This window comes from Actinosynnema pretiosum, from assembly GCF_024171695.1.
Classification (GTDB): domain Bacteria; phylum Actinomycetota; class Actinomycetes; order Mycobacteriales; family Pseudonocardiaceae; genus Actinosynnema; species Actinosynnema pretiosum.
The window spans coordinates 19,818-43,422 of the sequence record NZ_JAMTCF010000007.1; the positions used below are offsets into that span (position 1 = coordinate 19,818).

Consider the following 23,605-nt stretch of genomic DNA (forward strand, 5'->3'; position numbering starts at 1 on the left):
CCAGAGGCCCCGCGCCCACCCCAGCGAGGAGCACCGTGCAGTTCTCCCAGGCCAGCGCCGTCCGCCCGCTGGGCGACGGCACCTACACCGCGGCCCTGCCCGCGGAGTGGACAACCGGCCAGTCCCCGCACGGCGGCTTCCTGCTGGCCGTCCTGGCCCGCGCCGCCGCCCACGCCGCAGGCGCCCCCGCACCAGGAACCCAGCCCCCACCGCCGGGCCCCGCCCCCCTGGCGGTCTCGGCCCAGTTCCTGCGCGCCGCCGAGGTGGGCCCGGTCCTGATCCGCACCTCGGTCCGCAGGGCGGGCCGCGCCGCCGCGGTGGTCACCTGCGCGCTGGAGCAGCGCGGCCAGACCTGCGTGGAGGCCGCCGTGACCGTGGGCGCGCTGCCCACGTCGGTCGAGTACGCCGACCTGCCGGACCTGGCCGCCGCGCCCCCGCCGGACGCCGTGGACGTGTCGGCCCTGGCCGCAGAGGGCGGCCTGCGCCTGGCGAGCGCCTGCGACCTGCGCCTGGACCCGGTCAGCGCGGGCTTCCTGCGCGGCCGAACCGCAGGCCCGCTCCTGCTCCGCATGTGGGCCCGCCCCCACGGCGAGCAGGCCGACCCGTACTTCACCCTGGTGACCGCAGACGTCCCGGTCCCGGTGACCGTCAACCTGGGCAGGCGAGGCTGGTCCCCGGCCGTGCAACTGACCGCCCTGGTCCGCGCGACCCCCGCACCGGGCGGCTGGCTGCGCCTCCAGGTGACCTGCCGAGCCGTGCACGGCCAGTGGTACGACGAGGACGTCGTGGTCGTGGACGCGACCGGCAAACTGGTCCTCCAGTCCCGCAAGCTGGCCCTGACCCCACCTCCGGCCTGACCCCACACCCCCAGCCTGACCCGCTCCCGGCCTGACCGGGCCTCGGAGGAGACGGACCGGCCGGAGGGACGCCCGCAGCCGTGCCCGGCAGCCAGCCACAGCCAGCCACAGCGCACGATGGCCACCGAGCACGCACCAAACTGCCAACTGTTGACTGTCAACAGTTGGCAGCAAGCCGCTGACCAGCGACGAAAAGCGACAAGTGAGCAAAACGGGGGACACGTGCGGGCCAAGTCGGGGGAAGGGCGCGAGCTGAGACGGGATAGGCGGGGCTAAATCGGGGGGACGCGCGTGAGCTGAGACGGGGACACGCGCAAGCCAGGCCGGGGGACACGTGCGGGCCAAGCCCGGTCGCACACGGGCCAAGCCGGGGGATGGACCAGCCGGGGGACGGGCACAATCCGGCGCTGCTGACGCGACCGCCTCGCGGGCTGCGGGGCGAGCGAAGCGAGCCCGCAGCCGCCCAATCCCGCGTCCCTCTTCTCCGTGTGGCCTGGCGAAGCCCGAGCGCAGGTGTCAAGACGCCGCCGCACCGCCCGGAAGACCGCCCGAGTCAAACGGCGTCTTGACGCCTGTGCTTGCCTGAAAGGAGGCCACACGGAGAAGAGGGACCCCGCCCACCGCAGGGGTAAACCGCACCACCCCCGAAACCGCCACCGGCCGGCAGAGCTCGTGTCCCCTCTTTTTTGGAGGTCTGCCCCGCCGGCGAGGCGATGCCCTTCAGCTTTTCACCCCCGTGGGAGTCTTGCCCCATGACGACGATCGCTGTGCTGGGCGCGGGCAAGATCGGTGAGGCCCTGCTCTCCGGCCTGCTGAACGGTGGCCGGGACGCCGCCTCCCTCCTCTTCACCGAGAAGCACCCCGGCCGGGGCGCGGAGCTCTCCGCCCGCTACGGCGTGGAGGCCGTCAGCGTCCCGGACGCCGCCGCCCGCGCCGACGTCCTGGTCGTCGCCGTCAAACCCCAGGACATCGACCCGCTCCTGACCGACCTGGCCCCCTCCCTCAAGCCCGACACCCTCATCGTCTCCCTCTGCGCGGGCCTGCCGACCTCGCTCTACGAGTCCCGCCTCCCCGCCGGAACCCCGGTGGTCCGGGTCATGCCGAACACCCCCATGCTCGTCGGCAAGGCCATGAGCGCCATCTCCCCCGGCGCGCACGCCACCGAGGACCACCTCGCCCTCGTCGAGGACCTCCTCAGCACCGTCGGCGAGGTGGCCCGCGTCCCCGAGTCCCAGCAGGACGCCGTGACCGCCCTCTCCGGCTCCGGCCCCGCCTACTTCTTCTACCTGGTGGAAGCCATGATCGACGCAGGAATCCTGCTCGGCATCCCCCGCGACCTGGCGGGCAGGCTGATCATCCAGTCCGCCGTGGGCGCCGCGACCATGCTCGACGAGGGCGGCCAGCACCCGGTGATCCTCCGCGAGGCCGTCACCTCCCCGGCCGGGACCACCATCATGGCCATCCGCGAACTGGAGAAGCACGGCGTCCGAGCCGCCCTCCTGGCCGCCATCGAGGCCGCCCGCGACCGCTCCGTCGAACTCGGCAAGGCCACCGAGGACCGCTGACCCCCACCGCCCTCCCGCCACCCCCTCACCACTCCCACCCCCACCTCCCCACCCCCCGATCCGGCCGTTGGCCGTCGCAGTGGCCACACCACTCCCGTTACCCTCGGGAGAACACGTGCGTGTCGAACCGCCGGTGGGGAAGCCGACGGCACGACGCGTGTCGAAGGACGCGGTGATGACATGGCTGCGGAGGACAACACGCGCACCGGAACGGGACCCGGAACCGGAACCGGCACTGGAACCGGCACTGGAATCGGGCAGGTCACGTTCCTGACGGTCGCCGAGGTGGCCCTGGTGATGCGGGTTTCGAAGATGACTGTGTACCGGCTGGTGCACTCCGGCGAGCTGGCCGCGGTGCGGGTCGGCAAGTCGTTCCGGGTGCCCGAGAAGGCGGTGGACGAGTACTTGCGCAACGCGTACTTCGACGCCGGGTGAGGGCGTTCGCCGAGGCCGGATGTGGCCGTTCGGCGACTCCGGGTGCGGGCGTTCGCCATCGAGCGGGTAAACTCGTAGGCCGTTCGTGCCTGGTGTAGGCGCGCCCTCGTCGTGGGTGCTCCACCAGCGCGTGGAGTCCCTCGACGTCTAGTAGCTAAGGAACCCGCATGGGCTCGGTCATCAAGAAGCGCCGCAAGCGCATGTCGAAGAAGAAGCACCGCAAGCTGCTCCGCAAGACGCGCGTCCAGCGTCGCAAGCGCGGCAAGTAACCCCTGCGGGTCCTCAACTCCGCCGGTCCCCGCCCAGTCGCGGGGACCGGCGGAGTCGTATTGCTCCGGACGGGTGACCCGCACCGGTCGCCCGGTCCTCCTCCCGCCGCGTGCGGGGTGCGCCCGCGCCGGCTCGAACGCCCGCGCCGCCCCTGCTCCGGACGCGTCAGGCCCCGCCGCCACCCGGTCCACCGCCGGGCGCGACCAGCGCCCCCGGCCCGCCGCGCGGCGGTCGCGGCCGACCGCACGCGCGTAGCATCCGAAGCGTCTTCCCACCGTCGCAGGCACCCCGGCACAGGAGTCGAATGGCGCCCAAGGTCGTGCTCGTCACCGGTTGCAGCCGCTTCCTCGGCGGCCACCTCGCCGCGCGCTTCGCCGCCGACCCGAGCGTCGAGCGGGTGCTGGCCGTGGACACCGAGCCGCCGCCGCGCGACGTGCTGCGCCGCATGGGCCGCGCCGAGTTCGTCCGCGCCGACATCCGCAACCCGCTCATCGCCAAGGTCATCTCCTCCGCCGCCGTGGACACGGTCGTGCACGCCTCGGTCACGGCGAACCCGCCGGGTCCCGCCAGGCGCACGGTGCTCAAGGAGATGAACGTCATCGGCACGATGCAGCTGCTGGCCGCGTGCCAGAAGTCGCCGCACGTGCGCAAGCTCGTGGTGAAGTCGACCAGCGCGGTGTACGGGTCCAGCTCGCGCGACCCCGCCGTGTTCACCGAGGACATGGCCCCGAAGGACCTGCCGACCAGCGGCTACAGCAAGGACGCGGTCGAGGTCGAGGGGTACGTGCGGGGGTTCAGCAGGCGCAGGCCCGACGTGGTCGTGACGATGCTGCGCTTCACCAACTTCATCGGCCCGCGCATCGACACCGTCCTGACCAGGTACTTCGCCCTGCCGGTCGTGCCGACCGTGCTCGGGTACGACGCCCGCGTGCAGGTGCTGCACTCCGAGGACGCGCTGGCGGTCATGGAGCGGGCGACGGTGCGCGACCTGCCCGGCGTGTACAACGCGGGCGGGGACGGGGTGCTGCTGCTGTCGCAGGCCATCCGGCGGGCCGGGCGGCTCAACCTGCCGGTGCCGAGCCCCGCGGTGCCGCTGGCGGGCCGGTTGTTCCGGGGCGCGCGGCTGGTGGACTTCTCCGCGGACCAGATGCGGTTCCTGAACTGGGGGCGGGTGGTGGACACGACCCTGTTGAAGGAGGAGTTCGGGTTCACACCCCGGTGGACGACGCAGCAGGCGTTCGACGACTACGTGAGCGGTCGCGGGATGCGGCCGGTGATCGACCCGGAGCTGGTGGCCGGGGTGGAGCGCGGCGTCCTGGACGTCGCGGCGCGGTTCCGGTGAGCGCCGGGCCGGTGCTGGGCCGGTCGTCGGACCGGGTGGTGGCGGGGCCGCTGAGCGGTCCCGGACGGGTCGTGGACCGGCGGGGCGTCGCCGGGTGGACGAGGATCGAGCGGGTCGGGTGCGGGCGGAGCGGTTCGGTGCGGGCGGGGACGACGCGGGGTCAGACGGCGCTGGTGCGGACAGCGCTGGCGCGAACGACGCAGGCGGTGGCGAGCGGAGGAGGAGCCGGGTGGCCGAGGCACGGGTGATCCCCCTGCGCGGCGGTGGTCGCGCCTCCCGCGAGCGGGGAGCGCCTCGGCGACCGGACGACCCGTTCGACGGCGCCGCGCGCGAGCTGGCAGCCGACGCCGAGCGGGTGACGGCGCAGGACGCCGCCCCCGAGCCCGCCGACTGGGAGAAGCGGCTGGCCGAGCTGCTGGCGTTCGCGCGCAGGCGGGTCCAGGGCGAGTACGAGGTGGACGAGTTCGGCTTCGACCCCGACCTCACCGACAACCTGCTCCTCCCGGTGTTCCGACCGCTGTACGAGAAGTGGTTCCGGGTCGAGACCAGCGGAGTCCACAACATCCCGAGCGAGGGCGGCGCGCTGATCGTCGCCAACCACTCGGGCACCATGCCGCTCGACGCGATGATGACCGCCTACGCGGTGCGCGCGGAGCACCCGGCGGGCCGCTACCTGCGGATGCTCGGCGCCGACCTGGTGTTCAAGACGCCGGTGCTGGGCGCGGTGGCGCGCAAGTCCGGCCAGACCCTGGCCTGCCACCCGGACGCGGAGCGGCTGCTGAAGTCCGACGAGGTCGTCGGCGTGTGGCCGGAGGGCTTCAAGGGCATCGGCAAGCCCTACCGCGACCGCTACAAGCTGCAGCGGTTCGGCCGGGGCGGGTTCGTCTCGGCGGCGCTGCGCACCGGCGTGCCGATCATCCCCTGCTCGATCGTGGGCGCCGAGGAGATCTACCCGAAGATCGGCGACCTGAAGCCGCTGGCCAGGCTGTTCGGCTTCCCCTACTTCCCGGTGACCCCGTTCTTCCCGTGGCTGGGCCCCCTGGGCGTCGTGCCGCTGCCGACGAAGTGGCACATCGAGTTCGGCGAGCCGATCAGCACGGCCGAGCACGGCCCGGCGGCGGCGGACGACCCGATGCTGGTGTTCAACCTGACCGACCAGGTGCGGGAGACCATCCAGCAGACCCTGTACCGCCTGCTCGCGCAGCGGCGGAACATCTTCCTGGGCTGAAACCAGCGCGCCGGGCCTCCCCTCTCGGGAAGCCCGGCGCGCTCAGCCAACTCACCGCAGCCAACTCACCGCAGCCAACTCACCGCAGCGATCTCATCGCAGCCAACTCACCACAGCCAACTCACCGCCGCGATCTCACCGCAGCGTGCTCACCACCGCCCGCGCCGCCACGCCACACCCGCCGCGACCAGCCCGGCCACCGCGCCCAGCCCCAGCACCGAGGGCACCCCGATCCGGGCCGCCTTGCGGGCCGTGCGGAAGTCCCGCGTCTCCCAGCCGCGCTTGCGCGCCGTCTCGCGCAGGCCCGAGTCCGGGTTCACCGCGACCGCCGTGCCGACCACCGACAGCATCGGCACGTCGTTCACCGAGTCCGAGTACGCCGTGCACCGGCGCAGGTCCAGGCCCTCCTGCGCGGCCAGCGCGCGCACCGCGTGCGCCTTCGCCTTGCCGTGCAGCAGGTCGCCCACGAGCCTGCCCGTGTAGATCCCGTCCACGTTCTCGCCGACCGTGCCCAGCGCCCCGGTGAGCCCGAGCCGCCTGGCGATGATCGTCGCCAGCTCGACCGGCGTCGCCGTCACGAGCCACACGCGCTGACCGGCGTCCAGGTGCATCTGCGCGAGCGCCTGCGTGCCCGCCCAGATCTTGTCCGCCATCAGCTCGTCGTAGATCTCCTCGCCGAGGCTGATGATCTCCGCGACGCTGCGCCCCGCCACGAACGACAGGGCCTGCTCGCGCGACTCCTTCACGCTCTGCGGGTTCTCCCGGCCGCCCACCCGGAACTTCAGCTGCTGCCAGGCGAAGCCCACCAGGTCCGAGTTCCTGAAGTACTTCCTGGCCGCGAGCCCGCGCGCGAAGTGGAAGATCGACGCGCCCATCATCATCGTGTTGTCCACGTCGAAGAAGGCGGCTGCCGTCAAGTCCGACGCCGCCTGACCCGGTGCGTCGGCGAGTGCAGCCGCCGCCGACGCCTCGCCCGCCAGTTCGGCGAGCCTCTCGCGCTCGGCCGAGCCCTGCACCACACGCTTCGACACCACTCCAGCGCCTCCCAGGGGTTCGATGCGACAAGAGTAGCGATCAGCCGGTGGGGAGGATGCCGGACAGCCCCGGCAGCTCCAGCGGCAGCGGCAGTTGCAGCGACGGCAGCGGGAGGGTGGGCAGCAGGTCCGTGAGCTGCGGCAGCGGCAGCTGCACTCCGGGCTGCTCGGTCTGCGGCTGGCCCGCCTTGGGCGTGGTGGTCACCACCGTCGGCCGCCCCGCACCGGTGGTGGGGACCACGTCGGGCCTCGGCGCGCCGGTCGTGCCGGGGCTCACCTGACCGGTGCCGGGCACGGGCGCGGACGAGGTCGTGGACGGGACCGCCGACGTCGGGCCCGGTTCCTGGCCGACCGGCTCGCACCGCTCCTCGGCGGGGAGCGGTCCGAGGTCGTCGGACGTGCCCGAGGTCACCACCGCGCACTCGGCGCGGGCCAGCAGGCCGACCACGCGCAGCCCGATGCGGCCCAGCAGCTCCATCGACCCGCCCGCGCGTGCGTCCGCGTCGGCGGGCAGCTCGTGGCGCACCGAGTCCAGCTTGTGCGACTGGGCGGCTGCCCACTCGTACAGCGAGCCGAGCGCGCCCCGGTCGACCGCCGTGCCGTGCGCGACCAGCGCCCGCGCGCCCGCCGACGCGTCCGCGTCGAAGTCGGAGAACGCGGTCAGGTACCCGGCGACCGGTCCGCCGCCGGTGTCCCGGCCCCGCCCGGCCAGCGTCTCCACCTCGGACAGCCGGGACGCGGCGAACTCCAGCCGCTTGAAGCCCTTGCCGTCCTCGGCGAACGTGAGCCCGAGCTGGGCCTCCTCGGCGGTCCGCTTGACCCCGTACAGCGCGTCGCCGGGCAGCGCGTCCTTGCTCAGCAGGACCGACATCCCCGCCAGCGACAGCAGCAGGCACAGCGCCGCCGCCGAGGCGACCAGGAACCGCCCGCGCGCGCCGCCGCGTCTTCGCCGCTCCCCGAGGTCGGTGACGCCACCCCGGCCCGCGCCGGAGCCCGCGTCGACGCGCGAGCCCGTGCCGTCAGAGCCATCCGTGCCATCAGCGCCGTCAGCGCCACCCACCGGCTCCAGGATCGCCGTGTCGGCGATCGAGGCGGCCATCCCGTCCAGCACCCGCGCGCGCATCCGAGCCCTGGTGTCCGAGTCCGGACCGCCCTGCTCGGCCGCCCGCCTGAGCACCTCGACGACGGCCAGCTCACGCGCGAAGTCCGGGTCCGCCTTGCCCTCCGGCAGCGCCTCGACAGCGCGGGCGAACTCCTCGTCGTCCCCGTGACGCCCCAGCGGCGTGATTCCTCTACCCACCATCCCGCACCGTCCGACCAGCGTGCCTGCACCGAAGTAACGAACCGGGATGTTCCGGGGTTACGCGCGACCGAGCGGTCCGGCGCCGCTCACCGCAACCACTGTGGCAGCAGTTGGGCCAACCGGCGCACCGCGCGGTGCTGCAGGGCCTTGACGGCACCCTCGTTGCGCCCCATCTTCGCCGCGGTCTCGGCCACGGACAAGCCCTGGATGAAGCGCAGGGTAATGCACTCGCGCTGGTCATCCCCCAGTTGGCGGACGCAGCGGAGCAGCTCCTCGCTCGTCGCCAGCGCCAGCACCTCCTGCTCCGGCCCGTCCGCCGCCTCGCGGTTGTCCGCCAGCTCGGCCGTGGTGATCTCCAACCGGTACCGGCTGGACTTCACGTGGTCGAACACGATGTTCCTGGCGATCGTCACGAACCACGCGCCCACGTCCCGGCCCTGGTAGCTGATCGACCCGATGCTCCGCAGCGCCCGCAGGAACGTCTCGCTGGTGACGTCCTCGGCCAGCGTCCGGTCCCCGATCCGGAACAGGACGTAGCGGTACACCACGTCGACGTACCGGTCGTACAGGGCGCCGAACGCCTCCTTGTCGCCGCCCTGGGCGGCGCGCACCAGGGCCCACGGCTCGTCTGGCGCCTCGCCGTCCACGTCCTCGCCCGTGCTCGACCGCCTGCCCCCGCCCCACAGGGAGCGGAGACCACGGCGGGGTCTCGCGCTGTTCTCGCGCGTCCTCGCGGTCATCGGCTCGCGGCACCTCCACGGAGTCGACGCTCCCGCAGCATACGTTTCCCCACCTCTGTATCAGGGATTCGGTGACAGTAGGGACCGGTGCGCGCGTTCCGCGAGCGGGGTCACCCGAGGGCACTACGTGCGCGGCCCCGACCGTGCCAGACTGCGACCAGGTCCCGCAGGGTCCCCGACGAGGAGGCTGCCTTGGTCGCTCCCGCCCGCAACGTCGCAGACCTGGTGCGCGAGTCGGCGCGCAGGGGACCGGGCCACCCGGCCGTGGTCGACGTCACCACGTCGGAGGTCCTGGACTGGGGTCGGCTGGACGCGGCGGTGGACGCGGAGGCCCGAAGGCTCGTGGCCGAGGGGCTGCGGCCGGGCGACCGGGTCGCGGTGCGGCTGCCGTCCGGCCCGGCGTTCTGCGCGGCGGTGTTCGGCGCGCTGCGCGCGGGCGGCGTCCTGGTGCTGCTGGGCGCGGGTCAGCCGCGCCGCGAGCTGGACCGGCTGCTCGCCGACAGCGGGGCCCGGCTGCTGGTGGGCGACCTCGCAGACCTAGCCGAAGACGCCGACGCGGGCGAGCCTCTGAACCCGGAGGTCACCGTGCTGCCCGCGCCCGCGCTGGACGTGGCGGCGGGCTCGGTCGACCCGGTCGACGCGGTCCGGGGCGGCGAGGACGTCGCCGTGATCGGCTACACCTCCGGCACCTCGGGCGTGCCGCGCGGCGCGATGCTGTCGCACCGGGCGCTGCTGGCGAACGTCGACCAGTGCGCCGAGCTGCGCCCCGCCCCGGTCACGGCGGGGGACCGGGTGCTGCTCGCGCTGCCGCTGTTCCACGTCTACGGGCTCGGCCCCGGCCTGCTCCAGGTCGCGGGCGCGGGTGCCACCGCCGTGCTGGTCGAGCGGTTCGACCCGGACGCCGCGCTCACCGCGATCCGCGAGCACCGGGTGACCGCGCTGGTCGGCGTGCCGCCGATGTACCGGGCGCTGCTGGCCCAGCCGGTCGAGCGCTTGCGCCGCGACCTGGCCACCGTGCGCCTGTTCACCTCCGGCGCGGCCCCGCTGCCGCCCGAGGTGCTGACCGGGATGCGCGCCGCGACGGGCCTGGTCGTGCACGAGGGCTACGGCCTCACCGAGACCGGTCCCGTGCTGACGTCCTCGCTGGTCACGGGCACGGCGAAGCCGGGTTCGGTGGGCAGCCCGCTGCCCGGCGTCGAGCTGCGCCTGGTCGACAGCGACGGCTCCCCGCTCGACCTGGAGGAGGACGAGCCGGGCACCGGGCTGGTGTCGGTGCGCGGCGCGAACCTGTTCAGCGGCTACTGGCCGGACGGCGCGCACGGCCCGGCCGAGGACGGCTGGTTCCGCACCGGCGACGTCGGCTACCTGGACTCCGACGGGGACCTGCACCTGGTCGACCGGGCGGGCGACCTGATCATCGTCAACGGGTTCAACGTCTACCCGCACGAGATCGAGGCGGTGCTGCGCGAGCTGCCCGGCGTGGTCGAGGCGGCGGCGGTGGGCGTGCCGGACGAGCGGACCGGCGAGGCGGTCAAGGTCGTGCTGGCGCTGGCGGACGGGGTCGAGCTGGACGAGGCGCGGGTGCGCGAGCACTGCGCGGACCGGCTGGCGAAGTTCAAGGTCCCGACCTCGGTGGAGTTCACCTCGGCGCTGCCGCACTCGCCGACCGGCAAGGTCGCGCGGGCCCTGCTCCGGCCGCCGCTGATCTGAGGGGGAGGATGGGGGCCGTGAGCCACCACGTCACCCTCGTCACCCGCGTCGACTGCCACTCGTGCGAGCAGGCCAGGGCGGATTTGGACCGGATCTGCGGCGAGCTGGGCGTGCCGTGGGACGTCGTCGACGTCGACTCGGACCGGGAGCTGCGCGCCGAGTACGGCGACCGGGTGCCGGTGATCCTGGTCGACGGCGAGGAGCACGGGTACTGGGAGGTCGAGGAGGACCGGCTGCGCGCCGCGCTGGCCTGACCGCACTGGCCTGACCGTGCCCGCCTGACCGCGCCCGCCTGACCGCGCTGCCCTGACCGGGACCGGGGCCACTCGCGTCGCGCCCACCCGTGCGCGCGCGTAGGCCGCTCGGGTGCGCTGAGCGGGAAAAACCACCCAGGGGTGGTAAGCCGCCACCGCGCGAACCGGGCCGGAGCCGGTGTCGAATGTCCGGCATGACTCGCTGGAAGGCCGCACTGCTCGGGCTGCTCTCGGTGGCCGCCGCGCTGGCGGCGGGGCACCTGGCCGCAGGGTTCGTGGGGCTGTCCGCCTCGCCGTACCTGGCGGTCGGCAACACCGCGATCGACTTCACGCCGACCCCGGTGAAGGACTTCGCCGTCCGCACCTTCGGCACCGCCGACAAGCCCGTGCTGCTGCTCGGCATGGCGGTGGTGATCGCGCTGCTCGCCGTGCTGGCCGGCCTGCTGTCCCGCCGCTCCCCGCTGCCCGGCACGGTGCTGGCGGGCGCGCTGGGCCTGATCGGCATCGCGGCCGTGCTGTACCGGCCGGACCTCGGCAGGCTGGCCGTCCTCGCCCCGCTGGCGAGCCTGGTGGCGGGCGTGGGCGCGTTCCGCTGGCTGCACGGCCGGGTGAGCGCCCCGACGGCTCCTGGCGGCGCTCAGCCGCCAGGCCGCGCCCCGACCCGACCCGCCCCGAAGGCCACCACCGCCGACCGCGCCCCAGACGGCGCCCCCGACGCCGCCGACGCCGACCCGGACGGACGCGCCCGAACCGGTGGTGTCCCGGCCGAGGACGACCCGATCGGTCCCGACCCGCGCGGGGGAGCCCCGGCCGCCCCCGGTCCCACCCCCGCAGCCCCCACCCCCGCCTCCGCCGAGAAGCCCGTCGCCCCCGACCGCCGCGCGTTCCTCACCGTCGCGGGCGCGGCCGTCGTCGCCGGGGCCTCCGGCCAGCTCATCGGCAGCCGGACCGACGTCGAGGGCTCCCGCACCGCCGTCGGCAGCCTCGAACCCGCCGTCCGCGCCCCCGCCCTCCCGGACGGCGTCGACTTCGCCGCCGAGGGCACCCCGACCTTCCTCACCCCGAACGCCGACTTCTACCGCGTCGACACCGCCCTGACCGTGCCCAAGGTCCGCGCCGAGGACTGGTCGCTCAAGGTCCACGGCCTGGTCGACCGCGAGCTCACCCTCAGCTACGAGGACCTGCGCAGCCGCGACCTCGTCGAGCAGGTCACCACCCTCACCTGCGTCTCCAACGAGGTCGGCGGCCCCTACGCCTCCACCGCGACCTTCGTCGGCGTCCCGCTGCGCGACGTGCTGCTCGAGGCGGGCGTCCGCCCCGGAGCCGACCAGCTGTTCTCCACCAGCGCGGACGGCTGGACGGCGGGCACGCCGGTCGACGTCGTCATGGAGCCCGACCGGGGCGCCCTGATCGCGCTGGCCATGAACGGCGAGCCGCTGCCGGTCGAGCACGGCTTCCCGGCCCGGCTGGTCGTGCCCGGCCTCTACGGGTACATCTCAGCCACCAAGTGGGTCGTCGACCTGCTGCTCACCACGTTCGCCGAGCGCACCTGCTACTGGCGCGAGCGCGGCTGGGGCCAGTTCGGGCCGATCAAGGTCATGTCCCGGATCGACAGCCCCAAGGGCCTGTCCACGGTCACCGGCAAGGCCGTGGTGACCGGCGTCGCCTGGGCCCAGCCGGTGGGCGTCGGCAAGGTCGAGGTGCGCGCCGACGGCGGCCCGTGGCAGACCGCGCGGCTGGCCGCCGAGGTGAACGCCTCGACCTGGCGGATGTGGCGGGCCGAGCTGGACCTGCCGCCCGGCGGCCACACCGTCGAGGTGCGCGCCACCGACCGGGACGGCCGGACCCAGCCGCAGGAGCGGGTGCCCCCGATCCCGGACGGGGCGACCGGCTGGCACTCGATTTTCTTCACGGTCGGGTGAAAGAACTGAACCTCAGGGCGATACGAGTCGAACGAATCAGTGGAATCCACTGATGGTTGAACTCACTGAGGAGTGATCCGCCGTGCGGAACAGCAAGCTCGCCCTCGTCGGAACCGCGCTGGTCGCGTCCCTGGCCCTCACCGCCTGCGGAGGCAGCGGGGACACCGCGTCGACGAGCAGCGCGCCCGCCGCCTCGTCGTCCGCGCCGATGACCCAGATGAGCAGCGCGGACGGCGCCACGAAGACCACCGACGTCTTCGGCCCCGGCTGCGCCAGCGTCCCGCAGGACCCGTCCAACAAGGGCTCCCTGGAGGGCATGGTCACCGACCCGGTGGCCACCGCCGCCAGCAACAACCCGCTGCTCACCAAGCTGGTCACCGCCGTGAAGGCGGCGAACCTGGTCGACACGCTCAACGCGCAGACCGCGATCACCGTGTTCGCGCCCGCCGACCCGGCGTTCGAGGCCCTCGGCGAGGCCAAGTTCCAGGAGCTCGCGGCCAAGCCGGAGGAGCTGGCCAAGGTCCTGCAGTACCACGTGGTCGGCAAGCGCTACGACGCCGAGGGCCTGGAGGCCGCGGGCACCGTCAAGGCGCTGACCGGGGAGGAGCTCAAGATCACCGGCTCCGGCGAGTCGATGATGGTCAACGACGCGAAGGTCCTGTGCGGGAACATCCCGACCAAGAACGCCACCGTGTTCGTGATCGACACCGTGCTGACCGCGCCCGCCGCCTGATCGGGGGGCAGCGCAGGCGAGCCGCGGGGACCGGGGACGGGCCCGCGGCTCGCCGCCTTCCGGGGGTGGCTCCGGGGGCGACCTCCGGGAGCGCTGTCCGGGGGGCTCCGACGTGTTCGTCGACTTCACCCGGTGTGACGGGGCGGTTCCGCCGACTTTGTGCGTGCGTTCACAAGCTGTACGGTGGTCGCATCACACCGCTGGTGGAGGTGCCCGGCGGCTCTTGGTGGCGGACGTCTGAGGAGTACCAGCGTGGCGGCTCAGCGGGGCGAGGGTGACGCGAGCGCGACCACCCCGAAGGCCCCTGCGGAGGCCGAGGTCCGGGAGCGGGCCCGCGCGATCCCCGAAGCGGCGGTCGCCCGGCTCGCGGTGTACCTGAGGGTGCTCTCCGGCATGGCCGATCAGGGCGTGACGACCATCTCCAGCGAGGAGCTCTCCGGGGCAGCCGGGGTCAACTCGGCGAAGCTCCGCAAGGACCTGTCCTACGTCGGCTCGTACGGCACGCGCGGCGTCGGCTACGACGTCGAGGTCCTCGTGAGCCACATCGAGCGCATCCTCGGGCTCACCCGCAAGCACAGCGTCGCGGTGGTGGGAATCGGTAATCTTGGTCACGCGCTGGCCAACTACGGCGGCTTCCCCAGCAGGGGCTTCCCGGTGGCCGCGCTGTTCGACATGGACCCCGACCTGACCGGTGTCCCGGTAGGGGGAATCCCGGTCAGCCACATCGACGACCTCACCTCGGTCTGCGCCGAGCGGGAGGTGTCCATCGGGGTCATCGCGACCCCGCCCCAGGCGGCCCAGGCCGTCTGCGACCGTTTGGTATCCGCCGGAGTGCAGTGCATCCTGAACTTCGCACCCGTCGTCCTCCAGGTCCCGGACAACGTCGAGGTGCGCAAGGTCGACCTGGCGGTCGAGATGCAGATCCTGTCGTTCCACGTCGCGCGACGGGCTGACGAAGCCGCCGGGGAAGTGGTCAGCGGAGCCAGCGGAGTCGGTGTGGACGGGGTGGTGATTCGCCCGTGAGCGTGCGGGTAGTGAGCCGGACGGCTCCGTGGGGCGTGGTCGCGGTATGAGCCTCCTCGTCGTGGGGCTGTCCCACCGGACCACACCGGTGCCCGTGCTGGAGCGCGCGGCCGTCTCCGACCTTCCCAAGGTCCTCGGCCAGCTGCTCGCCGCCCCCAGCGTCTCCGAGGCCGTGCTGCTCTCGACCTGCAACCGGGTCGAGGTGTACGCCGTCGTCGAGACCTTCCACGGTGGCATGAACGAGGTCGTCGAGGTGCTCGCCCGCCAGTCGGGCGTGGACACCGCCGAGCTCTTCGAGCACCTGTACGTCCACTACGCGGGCGCCGCGGTGGACCACCTGTTCTCCGTGGCCGCGGGCCTGGACTCGATGGTCGTGGGCGAGGCCCAGATCCTCGGCCAGCTGCGCTCCGCGTACGCCGCAGCCGACGAGGCGGGCGTGGTCGGGCGCACGCTGCACGAGCTGGTCCAGCAGGCGCTGCGCGTGGGCAAGCGGGTGCACAGCGACACCGGCATCGACCACGCGGGCGCGTCCGTGGTGTCCGAGGCCCTCGCCGACGCCGAGCAGGCGCTCGGCGGCCTGGCGGGCAAGCGGGCCCTGATCGTCGGCGCGGGCTCCATGGGCGGTCTCGCCGTGGCGCACCTGCGCCGCGCGGGCATCGGCTCGGTCGCCATCGCCAACCGCACCGCCGCCAACGGCGCCCGCCTCGCCGAGGCCCTGCGCGCCGAGGGCGTGCCCGCCGAGTCGGTGGGCCTGGACGCCCTGTTCGAGCAGGTCGCCGCCGCCGACGTGCTGTTCGCCTGCACCGGCTCGGTGGAGCTCACCGTCGGCGCCGAGGCCATCGGCGACCGCGCGCCCGACCGGCCGCTGGTCGTCTGCGACCTCGGCCTCCCCAAGGACGTCGACCCCGCCGCCGAACTGCTGGCGAACGTGCGGGTGGTCGACCTGGAGACCCTGCAGCGCAGGCTGTCCGACGCCCCGACCGGGCAGGACGCCCAGCGCGCGGCGGAGATCGTGGCCGAGGAGGTCCGCGCCTACCTGGCCGGGCAGCGCTCGGCCGAGGTCACGCCCACCGTCACGGCCCTGCGCAAGCGCGCCGCCGAGGTGGTCGACTCCGAGCTGCTGCGGCTCGACTCCCGGCTGCCCGAGCTGGACGGCGCGGTGCGCGCCGAGCTGGCCAAGACGGTCCGCAGGGTGGTCGACAAGCTGCTGCACACGCCGACCGTGCGGGTCAAGCAGCTGGCCGCGGGGCCGGGCGGCGCGGGCTACGCCGAGGCGCTGCGCGAGCTGTTCGGCCTCGACCCGCAGGCGCCCGCCTCGATCAGCACCCCCCAGTCCCCGCAACACAAAGGTGAGATGCGGTGAACCGCACCCTGAGGATCGGCACCCGAGGAAGCGCGCTGGCGCTCGCGCAGACCGGCATCATCGCCGACGCCCTGCGCGCCGCGGGCGCCCAGGTGGAGATCGTCACGGTCTCCACGCCCGGTGACCGCTCGCACGCGCCCATCGCGGAGATCGGCATCGGGGTCTTCACCTCGGCGCTGCGCGACGCGCTCGCGCACGGCGAGGTCGACGTCGCCGTGCACTCGTACAAGGACCTGCCCACCGCCCCGGACACCCGGCTCTCGCTGGCCGCGATCCCGCAGCGGGAGGACCCGCGCGACGCGCTGGTCGCCCGCGACGGGCTCACCCTGGGCGAGCTGCCCCCCGGCTCCAAGGTCGGCACGGGCTCCCCGCGCCGCGCCACCCAGCTGGCCGCGCTCGGCCTCGGGCTGGAGATCCTGCCCATCCGGGGCAACATCGACAGCCGCATGGCCCGCGTCTTCGACGGCGAGCTGGACGCCGTCGTGCTCGCCCGCGCCGGGATCTCCCGGCTCGGCCGGGTCGAGAACATCACCGAGGTCCTCGACCCGATCCAGATGCTCCCCGCGCCCGCGCAGGGCGCACTGGCGATCGAGTGCCGGGTCGACGACGTCGACACCGAGCACTTGCTCCGCTCCACGCTCGACGATTCGGCCAGTCGGGCCGCTGTCACCGCCGAGCGCGCCATGCTGGCCGCGCTCGAAGCCGGGTGCAGCGCGCCGGTCGGCGCACTGGCCGATGTGGTGGAAGACCTCGACGACGAGGGAGCGGTGGTCCTCCGCATCTCCCTCCGCGGGGTCGTGGCGGCGGAGGACGGCGACCTCCTCCGCGCGTCGGCCACCGGTGACTTGACCGCAGCAGAGGAACTCGGCCGCGCGCTGGCCGCCGAGTTGCTCGACCTCTCCGGCCACGCCGCAGCGCGGTCGGCGGGGCGTAGTTGATGGGGAGTGCCCTGATGACCCGCGCGCGCAAGACCCCCGGCCGAGTCGCCTTCGTGGGCTCCGGCCCAGGTGACACCGGGCTCCTCACGGTCCGGGCCCGCGACCTCCTCGGCAAGGCCGAGCTGGTCGTGACGGACCCGGACGTGCCCGCCGAGGTGGTCGCCTTGGTCCCGGACGGCGTCGAGGTCCGGCCAGCGGTCGGCGAGCCCGCGGACGTGGCGAAGGACCTGGTGGCCGAGGCCAAGAACGGCGCGGCCGTGGTCCGGCTGGTCGCGGGCGACCCGCTGACCCTGGACTCCGTGGTCAAGGAGGCGCACGCCGTCTCCAAGACCACGATCGCCTTCGACGTGGTCCCCGGCGTGCCCGCGGGCACGGCCGTCCCCGCGTACGCGGGGGTCGCGCTGGGCGCGGTGCACACCGAGGCCGACGTGCGCGGCGCCGTCGACTGGGCCGGGCTCGCCTCGGCGACCGGCACGCTCGTGCTGCACGCGACCGGCGGCCACCTGGCCGAGGCGGCGTCCTCGCTGGTGGAGCACGGCCTGGCCCCGCAGACCCCGGTCGCGGTGACCGCCGACGGCACCGGCTTCAGCCAGCGCACCGTCGACACCACGCTGGCCTCGCTGGCCGCCGACGCGGGCGAGCTGTCCGGCCCGCTGGTGGTCACGGTCGGCAGCGCGGTCGCGAACCGGCCGAAGCTGTCCTGGTGGGAGTCGCGGGCGCTGTACGGCTGGCGCGTGCTGGTGCCCAGGACCAAGGAGCAGGCGGGCGCGATGAGCGACCGGCTGCACTCGCACGGCGCCATCCCCGTGGAGGTGCCGACGATCTCCGTCGAGCCGCCGCGCAGCCCGGCGCAGATGGAGCGCTCGGTCAAGGGCCTGGTCGACGGCCGCTACCAGTGGGTCGTGTTCACCTCGACCAACGCGGTGCGCGCGGTGTGGGAGAAGTTCCGCGAGTTCGGCCTGGACGCCCGCGCGTTCTCCGGCGTGAAGATCGCCTGCGTCGGCGAGGCCACCGCGGCGAAGGTGCGCGGCTTCGGCATCATCCCGGAGCTGGTGCCGTCCGGCGAGCAGTCCTCCGAGGGCCTGCTGGCCGACTTCCCGCCGTACGACGACATCCTGGACCCGGTCGACCGGGTGCTGCTGCCGCGCGCCGACATCGCCACCGAGACCCTCGCGGCGGGCCTGCGCGACCGGGGCTGGGAGATCGACGACGTGACGGCCTACCGCACCGTGCGGGCCGCCCCGCCGCCCGCCGACACCCGCGAGATGATCAAGTCCGGCGGGTTCGACGCGGTGTGCTTCACCTCGTCGTCCACGGTCCGGAACCTGGTCGGCATCGCGGGCAAGCCGCACGCCCGCACGCTGGTGGCCTGCATCGGCCCGCAGACGGCGGAGACGGCGCGCGAGTTCGGCCTGCGCGTGGACGTGCAGCCCGAGGACGCGAACGTCCCGGCGCTGGTGGACGCGCTGGCGCAGCACGCGGCCAGGCTGCGCGCCGAGGGCGCGCTGCCCCCGCCGCGCAAGACCAAGCGCCTGCGCAGGTCCTGAGCCACCCGCTGAGACCGGCGTGATCTGAGCCTCGCGCGGCCCGTCCCGGAACTCCGGGGCGGGCCGCGCGCGTTGTGCCTGGTGCGCGGTGACCCGTTCGGCTCGCCGCCGGAGCGGGGGGCGCGCGGCACCCCCGGTGCGCCGGTGGTGGCGGGGCGGGGACAGAATCGGTGTGACGACGCTCGGTGACGAGCGCGTCGAGCGCCGCCCCCGCCGGGGAGCGCGCCGAGCAGGACCGCCGCTGGACGTGAGCCGGACCACCGGTTCCCGCCGAGCGCGGACCGCCCCGGCGTCGTCACGCCCGGTGATCGATCCGGGTGCGACCGCACGGCCGCGCCGGGCCCCCGGCGCGGGTGGTCCAGCAAGCCCGCCGCCCGGCGGCGCCCCGCGAGGCGGCGGACGGGCGGACCCGACAGCCGCCGAGGAGTGCACCGGAAGTGTTCCCGTCCCACCGCCCCCGCCGCCTGCGCACCACGCCCGCCATGCGCAGGCTGGTCGCCGAGACCGACGTCAGGCCGCGTCAGCTCGTGCTGCCCGCGTTCGTGAAGGAGGGCGCGCGGGAGGCCGTCGAGATCGCCTCCATGCCGGGCGTCTTCCAGCACAGCCGCGACTCGCTGCGCAAGGCCGCCGTCGAGGCGGTCGAGGCGGGTGTCGGCGGGATCATGCTGTTCGGCGTGCCCGCCGAGCGCGACGCCGTCGGCTCCGGCGCGACCGACCCGGACGGCGTCCTCAACGCCGCCCTGGCCGACCTGCGCTCCGAGCTGGGCGACGCCACCGTGCTGATGTCGGACTGCTGCCTGGACGAGTTCACCGACCACGGGCACTGCGGCGTGCTGGCCGCCGACGGGACCGTCGACAACGACGCGACCCTGGAGGTCTACGGCGAGATGGCCGTGGCCCAGGCCCGCGCGGGCGCCCACCTGGTGGGTCCCAGCGGCATGATGGACGGCCAGGTCGGGTTCATCCGGACCGCGCTGGACGAGGCCGGGTTCGCCGACACCGGCATCCTCGCCTACACCGCCAAGTACTCGTCGGCGCTGTACGGGCCGTTCCGGGACGCGGTGGAGTCGCAGCTCAAGGGCGACCGCAAGACCTACCAGCAGGACCCGGCGAACGTCCGCGAGTCGCTGCGCGAGCTGGCCCTGGACCTCGCCGAGGGCGCCGACCTGGTCATGGTCAAGCCCGCGCTGCCCTACCTGGACGTGCTGCGGCAGGTCGCCGACGCCAGCGACGTGCCGGTGGCGGCGTACCAGATCTCCGGCGAGTACGCGATGGTCGAGGCCGCCGCCGCGAACGGCTGGATCGAGCGCGAGCGCACCGTGCTGGAGCTGCTGACCTCGATCCGGCGCGCGGGCGCCGACATCGTGCTCACCTACTGGGCGGCCGAGGCCGCGGCTTGGTTGGACCGCTGATGAGCGAGGGGTGGTTCGGCGCGCCGAAGAAGGACGAGGACAAGCCCAAGAAGCCCGCGCCGCCGAGGATGGTGGTGCTCGCGCAGCGGCTGTGGTTCGGGGTCGCCGCGCTGGGGCTGGTGGGGCTCGTCGTGCGGCTGATGGACCGGACGGCCGTCACCGCGCAGGTCAGGGCCGAGTACCCGGACTGGCACCAGTCGATGATCGACGACGGGGTCACCGCGACGATCGGCGGCGCGCTGATGGTGCAGCTGCTGATGACGGCGGTGTACGTGCTGCTGGCGGTGCGGTTCGCCAGCGGGCAGAACTGGGCGCGGATCGTGCTGACCGTGTTCGCCGGGTTCGGGATCGCCTCGAACGGCATCTCGCTGCTGGCGGTGGGCACGGGGCTGGCGGAGGTGCTGAAGGTCGCGGCGCCGCCGGTGTCCGACCTGGTCGTGGGCGGTGTGCTGCTGGTGGTCTACCCGGTGTCGCTGGTGCTGATGTACCACCCGACGACCAAGGGCTACTTCCTCCCGCGACCACCCGTGACCGGCCCGCGACGCACGGTAGCTAACGGGTTGTAGTCGGACGGTTGTGCTGCGTCATGTCCGGCTTGTCGGTTCTCTACCGTTCCGATCATGACCACCCCCGATCCGCACGGCACGCCGGGACAGCCGCCGCAGGGGTACCCGCAGGCCGGGTACCCCCAGGCGGGCGTCCCGCAGGGCTACCCGCAGCAGGGCTACCCGCAGCAGGGCTACCCGCAGGCGGGCACCCCGCCGCAGGGCTATCCCTCGTTCCCGGCGGCCAACCCGATGTCCGAGGGCGAGCCGACGCCCCGCCCGAAGTCCGTCGACCTGTCCTTCCTGCTCTGGATGGTCAGCGCGGTCCTGTCCGTGCTGACGCTCATCGTCACCAACCTCAACATCGAGGCGACGGTCGCCGAGACCGCGGCCCGGCTCACCGAGGCGGGTCTGCCCGTCGACCCGGCCGAGATCGACACGAGCGTCAGCGTCGTCAGCGTCGTGATCTCGCTGGCGATCAACGCGATCTGGGTCGCGGTGGCGTTCGTGATGCGCAACGGCGCGAACTGGGCGCGCATCGTGCTGACCGTCCTCGGCGCGCTGTCCCTGGTGTTCAGCTCGCTCTTCAGCCTCCTCTCGCTCCCCGTGCTGTTCTCCATCGGGGCGCTCGGCGTCGTGGAGGCGCTGCTCAGCATCGTGGGCATTCCGGTCATGCTCGCGGCCATCGTCTACATGTTCACCGGCGGTGCGGGCCGCTACTTCGCGACCAGGTGACGGCGTGGAGCCGGACGAGGTCGCAGGGTAGCTAACGGATTGTAGTTACTCACTCGTTCGGCTCACGTGAACCTCACACGGTCTCTACCGTCCGGGCCATGACCACCCCTAACCCGTACGACCCCTCCCAGCAGCAGCCCCAGCAGGGCTACCCCCAGCAGGGCTACCCCCAGCAGGCGTACCCGCAGCAGGCGTACCCGCAGGCCGGCTACCCGGCCTCCGCCCCGGACCCGGCCTCCCTGCAGCAGGTCACCCGCCCGAAGAACGTCGACCTGTCCTTCCTGCTCTGGCTGGTCTCCGCGGCGATATCCGTGGTCGGCTCGCTGCTGACCCTGCTGACATACGAGGAGCAGGTCAGGGTCACCCTGGAGGGCCTCGGCATGTCGCCGGAGCTGATCGAGCAGTCGCTCGCGGCCAGCGGCCCCTCCTACGTCAACCTGCTCCTCTCGCTCGCCATCACCGCAGCCTGGGTCGCGGTGGCGTTCGCGATGCGCAACGGCGCCAACTGGGCCCGCATCGTGCTGGCCATCCTCGGCGGCATCTCGGTGCTCTTCTCGCTGTTCGGCACCGTGCTCGCGGTCGGTCTGCTGTTCTCCCTCGGCATCTTCGGCGTCCTGCAGGGCCTGCTGGCGCTGGTGGGCCTGCCGGTCATGATCGGCGCGATCGTCCTCATGTTCACCGGTGGCGCGAGCCGCTACTTCGCGAGCAACTGACGCAGCGGCCACGGGCCGCCGTCCACCGGGAGTGGACAGCGGCCCGTGCCCGTAATTACCGTTTTGGCCCGTGACCCCGCCGCAGGAGCCCCACCCCTCGCACCCCTACTCGCCCGCACCGCCGTTCACCGGCTCCGGGCCGTGGGAAGCGCCCGCGCCGCAGGTGCGACGCCCGAGCGAGGTCACTGCGGCCTTCTGGGTCTGGGTGTCCGGTTCCGCGCTGTTCACGCTGTTGGCGGCCTCGACACTGACCGCGTTCGACGAGATCGTGGACACGGTGGCCACCGCGCGGCCGTACCCCGGCGTGTCCGAGGCCGAGCTCGTGCCCCTGGTCACCACGGCCCTGATCGCCGCGCTCGTGCTGATCGTGGTGTTCGCCGGGCTGGCGGCGCTGTTCGCCTACCACGCGCGCCTCGGCAAGCCGTGGGCCCGAGTGGCGCTCACCGTGCTGGCCTGCATCGCGCTGGGCTGCCTGCTGCTCGCCGCCACCCTCCCCGCCCTCGTGATCGCGCTCATCCCCCTGGTGGGCGCAGGCGCGCTCCACACCACCAAGGCCAAGGCCTACTTCGCGGCGGGCCGCTACCGTTAGTCCTCTCATCCGCATCCGTCCCCTTGTCCGGGGACGCCCGATGCGGTGACACATCCGGCGGTGGCCGTCCCGTGCTCGGGGCGCCCACCCGCCGGTCGGCCGGGTGCGGGGGGCGTCCGGCAGGAGCAGCCGCCAGGGAGAAGAACGCATGAGCGAGCCGTCGTGGGGCGATCAGGGACAGCAGGGCCAGGGGGACCCCGGCCAGCCCGGCACGAGCCCCGGCCAGTACGGCGCGGGTCAGTACAGCCCTGACCAGCACAGCCCCGACCAGTACGGCGCGGGCCAGTACAGCGCGAGCCAGTACGACCCGACCCAGTACGACCCCGGCGCGCAGCCGCACGGCTACCCGCAACACGCCTACCCGGCGCAGCCCTACCCGCAGCAGCCCTCCTACGGGGGTCCGAACCCGCAGCACCCGCAACAGCCGTGGCAGCCGGGCCTCCCGCAGATGTCCCCACCGCAGATGACCCCGGTGCAGAACGTCCTCGTCGGCCCCGGTCAGCGCCCCCTCGTCGTGCTGATCTCGTTCGCCCTGTGGGTGGCCGCCTCGCTGGCCTGGCCCGTCGGCTCGCTCTCGCTGACCCTCTACCGCGAGGGCGGTCTCGACGGCGGCGGGGCGATCATGGCGCTGTTCTTCACCTCGTGCGTCGCGATCGGCGGGGTGGCCTGCGCGGTCCGCCTGCTGCGCGGCAGCTCGGGCGCCCGCTTCGGCCTCGCGTTCGGCGGGGTGCTGCTCGGGCTGCTCGCCCTGCTGTTCGAGGTGGGCGGCGCGGACGGTGACGCGCTCGACTGGTTCCTCGTCGTGCTGCGCCTCGGCCTGCCGCTGCTCGCGGCCGTGCTGAGCTTCCTGCCGCCCGCCAAGCACCACTTCGCGGCGGGGGTGCGGTGACGGTGGAGCAGCCCACCCTGTACTCGGAGCGCGGCGCGACCTGGTGGCCGCTCGCCTGGGGACCCGCGTTCGCGCTGGCCGGGTTCGCCGTCGAGGCGCTGACCGGCGGGGCCCGCCCGCTGTTCTGGCTGGTCGTGGCCGTCGTGCTGCTGCTGCCCACCGCCGTGTGGGTGCAGGGCCGCAGGCGGGTGCTCGGCGTCCGGCTGACGCCGGTCGCGCTGCACCAGGGCCGCGAGGAGCTGCCGGTGCGCGACATCGCCGAGGTCAGGGACGTCGAGCCGAGGGCGGGCGCGCGCGTGCTCGGCGGCGGCTGGAGCCTGCCGCGCGGCACCGAGCCGGTGCCCGTGCGGCTGACGGACGGCACCGTCGCGCTCGGCTGGGCCCAGGACCGGGCCGCCCTGACCGAGGCCGTCGACCGCCTGCTGCGCGCGCCGGGCCGGTCGTGAGAGGCTGCTGGT

Annotated in this window: 26 protein-coding genes; 22 read left to right on the top strand and 4 right to left on the bottom strand. The window is 73.7% G+C overall.

Features of this window, described 5'->3' with window-relative positions; genetic code table 11:
• Positions 1–35 precede the first annotated feature (35 nt).
• The 7 genes from LV78_RS15470 to LV78_RS15500 all read left to right on the top strand — a co-directional run bounded on the left by LV78_RS15470 (position 36) and on the right by LV78_RS15500 (position 5,697).
• On the top strand, positions 36–857 hold the full coding sequence (locus LV78_RS15470; RefSeq protein ID WP_253845981.1) for a thioesterase family protein: 822 nt from the start codon (positions 36–38) through the stop codon (positions 855–857).
• 752 nt (positions 858–1,609) lie between these two features.
• A complete protein-coding gene (proC, locus tag LV78_RS15475; protein ID WP_253845982.1) occupies positions 1,610–2,422 on the top strand; it encodes a pyrroline-5-carboxylate reductase in 813 nt (270 codons plus the stop codon).
• 180 nt (positions 2,423–2,602) lie between these two features.
• The gene (locus LV78_RS15480; protein ID WP_372494908.1) at positions 2,603–2,857 is read left to right on the top strand and encodes a helix-turn-helix domain-containing protein; all 255 of its coding nucleotides are present in this window, start codon (positions 2,603–2,605) and stop codon (positions 2,855–2,857) included.
• 167 nt (positions 2,858–3,024) lie between these two features.
• Complete coding sequence (locus tag LV78_RS15485) at positions 3,025–3,126, top strand: 30S ribosomal protein bS22 (RefSeq protein WP_015105422.1); 102 nt, start codon at positions 3,025–3,027, stop codon at positions 3,124–3,126.
• Between the two features lie 305 nt (positions 3,127–3,431).
• Positions 3,432–4,469, top strand: coding sequence for an NAD-dependent epimerase/dehydratase family protein (locus LV78_RS15490; RefSeq protein WP_253845983.1), 1,038 nt, complete (start codon positions 3,432–3,434; stop codon positions 4,467–4,469).
• The gene (locus LV78_RS15495) at positions 4,466–4,717 is read left to right on the top strand and encodes a hypothetical protein (protein ID WP_253845984.1); all 252 of its coding nucleotides are present in this window, start codon (positions 4,466–4,468) and stop codon (positions 4,715–4,717) included. The genes LV78_RS15490 and LV78_RS15495 overlap by 4 nt, the downstream gene beginning before the upstream one ends.
• Positions 4,699–5,697, top strand: a complete 999-nt coding sequence (locus LV78_RS15500; protein WP_253845985.1) for a lysophospholipid acyltransferase family protein — start codon at positions 4,699–4,701, stop codon at positions 5,695–5,697. Before LV78_RS15495 ends, LV78_RS15500 begins: the two co-directional genes overlap by 19 nt.
• 149 nt (positions 5,698–5,846) lie before the next feature.
• On the opposite strand, the gene LV78_RS15505 is transcribed toward LV78_RS15500, so the two are convergent.
• The 3 genes from LV78_RS15505 to LV78_RS15515 form a co-directional block, all read right to left on the bottom strand.
• On the bottom strand, positions 5,847–6,731 hold the full coding sequence (locus LV78_RS15505; RefSeq protein ID WP_253845986.1) for an HAD family hydrolase: 885 nt from the start codon (positions 6,729–6,731) through the stop codon (positions 5,847–5,849).
• A gap of 40 nt (positions 6,732–6,771) precedes the next feature.
• Entirely contained in the window at positions 6,772–8,034 is a 1,263-nt protein-coding gene (locus LV78_RS15510) for a DUF5667 domain-containing protein (protein ID WP_253845987.1), read from the bottom strand.
• A gap of 86 nt (positions 8,035–8,120) precedes the next feature.
• Positions 8,121–8,774: a sigma-70 family RNA polymerase sigma factor gene (locus LV78_RS15515; protein WP_253845988.1), complete on the bottom strand. Its 654-nt coding sequence runs from the start codon at positions 8,772–8,774 to the stop codon at positions 8,121–8,123.
• Positions 8,775–8,966: 192 nt separating this feature from the next.
• Between LV78_RS15515 and LV78_RS15520 the strand changes: the two genes are divergently transcribed.
• From LV78_RS15520 to LV78_RS15580, 13 genes are all read left to right on the top strand, one after another.
• The gene (locus tag LV78_RS15520) at positions 8,967–10,484 is read left to right on the top strand and encodes an AMP-binding protein (RefSeq protein WP_253845989.1); all 1,518 of its coding nucleotides are present in this window, start codon (positions 8,967–8,969) and stop codon (positions 10,482–10,484) included.
• Positions 10,485–10,501: 17 nt separating this feature from the next.
• The gene (locus LV78_RS15525) at positions 10,502–10,738 is read left to right on the top strand and encodes a glutaredoxin family protein (RefSeq protein WP_253845990.1); all 237 of its coding nucleotides are present in this window, start codon (positions 10,502–10,504) and stop codon (positions 10,736–10,738) included.
• A 194-nt stretch (positions 10,739–10,932) separates the two neighbouring features.
• Positions 10,933–12,660 (top strand): molybdopterin-dependent oxidoreductase, encoded by a 1,728-nt coding sequence (locus LV78_RS15530; protein ID WP_253845991.1) that lies wholly within the window; start codon positions 10,933–10,935, stop codon positions 12,658–12,660.
• Between the two features lie 82 nt (positions 12,661–12,742).
• Positions 12,743–13,393, top strand: coding sequence for a fasciclin domain-containing protein (locus LV78_RS15535; protein ID WP_253845992.1), 651 nt, complete (start codon positions 12,743–12,745; stop codon positions 13,391–13,393).
• A 252-nt stretch (positions 13,394–13,645) separates the two neighbouring features.
• Positions 13,646–14,416 (top strand): redox-sensing transcriptional repressor Rex, encoded by a 771-nt coding sequence (locus LV78_RS15540; protein ID WP_253845993.1) that lies wholly within the window; start codon positions 13,646–13,648, stop codon positions 14,414–14,416.
• Positions 14,417–14,462: 46 nt separating this feature from the next.
• Positions 14,463–15,779 carry a glutamyl-tRNA reductase gene (locus LV78_RS15545; RefSeq protein WP_253845994.1) on the top strand — a complete coding sequence of 439 codons (1,317 nt, stop codon included), beginning with the start codon at positions 14,463–14,465 and terminating at the stop codon, positions 15,777–15,779.
• Positions 15,776–16,717 (top strand): hydroxymethylbilane synthase, encoded by a 942-nt coding sequence (hemC, locus tag LV78_RS15550; protein ID WP_253845995.1) that lies wholly within the window; start codon positions 15,776–15,778, stop codon positions 16,715–16,717. Before LV78_RS15545 ends, hemC begins: the two co-directional genes overlap by 4 nt.
• A gap of 14 nt (positions 16,718–16,731) precedes the next feature.
• Positions 16,732–18,264: a bifunctional uroporphyrinogen-III C-methyltransferase/uroporphyrinogen-III synthase gene (locus LV78_RS15555; protein WP_015805403.1), complete on the top strand. Its 1,533-nt coding sequence runs from the start codon at positions 16,732–16,734 to the stop codon at positions 18,262–18,264.
• A gap of 437 nt (positions 18,265–18,701) precedes the next feature.
• Complete coding sequence (hemB, locus tag LV78_RS15560) at positions 18,702–19,676, top strand: porphobilinogen synthase (protein ID WP_253845996.1); 975 nt, start codon at positions 18,702–18,704, stop codon at positions 19,674–19,676.
• Positions 19,676–20,242: a hypothetical protein gene (locus LV78_RS15565; RefSeq protein WP_253845997.1), complete on the top strand. Its 567-nt coding sequence runs from the start codon at positions 19,676–19,678 to the stop codon at positions 20,240–20,242. The genes hemB and LV78_RS15565 overlap by 1 nt, the downstream gene beginning before the upstream one ends.
• 54 nt (positions 20,243–20,296) lie before the next feature.
• Positions 20,297–20,956 (top strand): hypothetical protein, encoded by a 660-nt coding sequence (locus LV78_RS15570; protein WP_253845998.1) that lies wholly within the window; start codon positions 20,297–20,299, stop codon positions 20,954–20,956.
• 98 nt (positions 20,957–21,054) lie between these two features.
• The gene (locus tag LV78_RS15575; RefSeq protein WP_253845999.1) at positions 21,055–21,669 is read left to right on the top strand and encodes a hypothetical protein; all 615 of its coding nucleotides are present in this window, start codon (positions 21,055–21,057) and stop codon (positions 21,667–21,669) included.
• Positions 21,670–21,739: 70 nt separating this feature from the next.
• Positions 21,740–22,258 (top strand): hypothetical protein, encoded by a 519-nt coding sequence (locus LV78_RS15580; protein WP_253846000.1) that lies wholly within the window; start codon positions 21,740–21,742, stop codon positions 22,256–22,258.
• Here the strand turns inward: LV78_RS15580 and LV78_RS42010 are convergent.
• Positions 22,182–22,517 carry a hypothetical protein gene (locus LV78_RS42010; RefSeq protein ID WP_372494937.1) on the bottom strand — a complete coding sequence of 112 codons (336 nt, stop codon included), beginning with the start codon at positions 22,515–22,517 and terminating at the stop codon, positions 22,182–22,184. The two genes, LV78_RS15580 and LV78_RS42010, sit on opposite strands and share 77 nt — an antisense overlap.
• Between LV78_RS42010 and LV78_RS15585 the strand changes: the two genes are divergently transcribed.
• Positions 22,407–23,147, top strand: a complete 741-nt coding sequence (locus LV78_RS15585; protein ID WP_253846001.1) for a hypothetical protein — start codon at positions 22,407–22,409, stop codon at positions 23,145–23,147. The genes LV78_RS42010 and LV78_RS15585 overlap by 111 nt on opposite strands.
• 2 nt (positions 23,148–23,149) lie before the next feature.
• Positions 23,150–23,593: a transport-regulating membrane protein Mce1N gene (gene mce1N / locus LV78_RS15590; RefSeq protein WP_253846002.1), complete on the top strand. Its 444-nt coding sequence runs from the start codon at positions 23,150–23,152 to the stop codon at positions 23,591–23,593.
• The last annotated feature ends 12 nt before the right edge of the window (positions 23,594–23,605 follow it).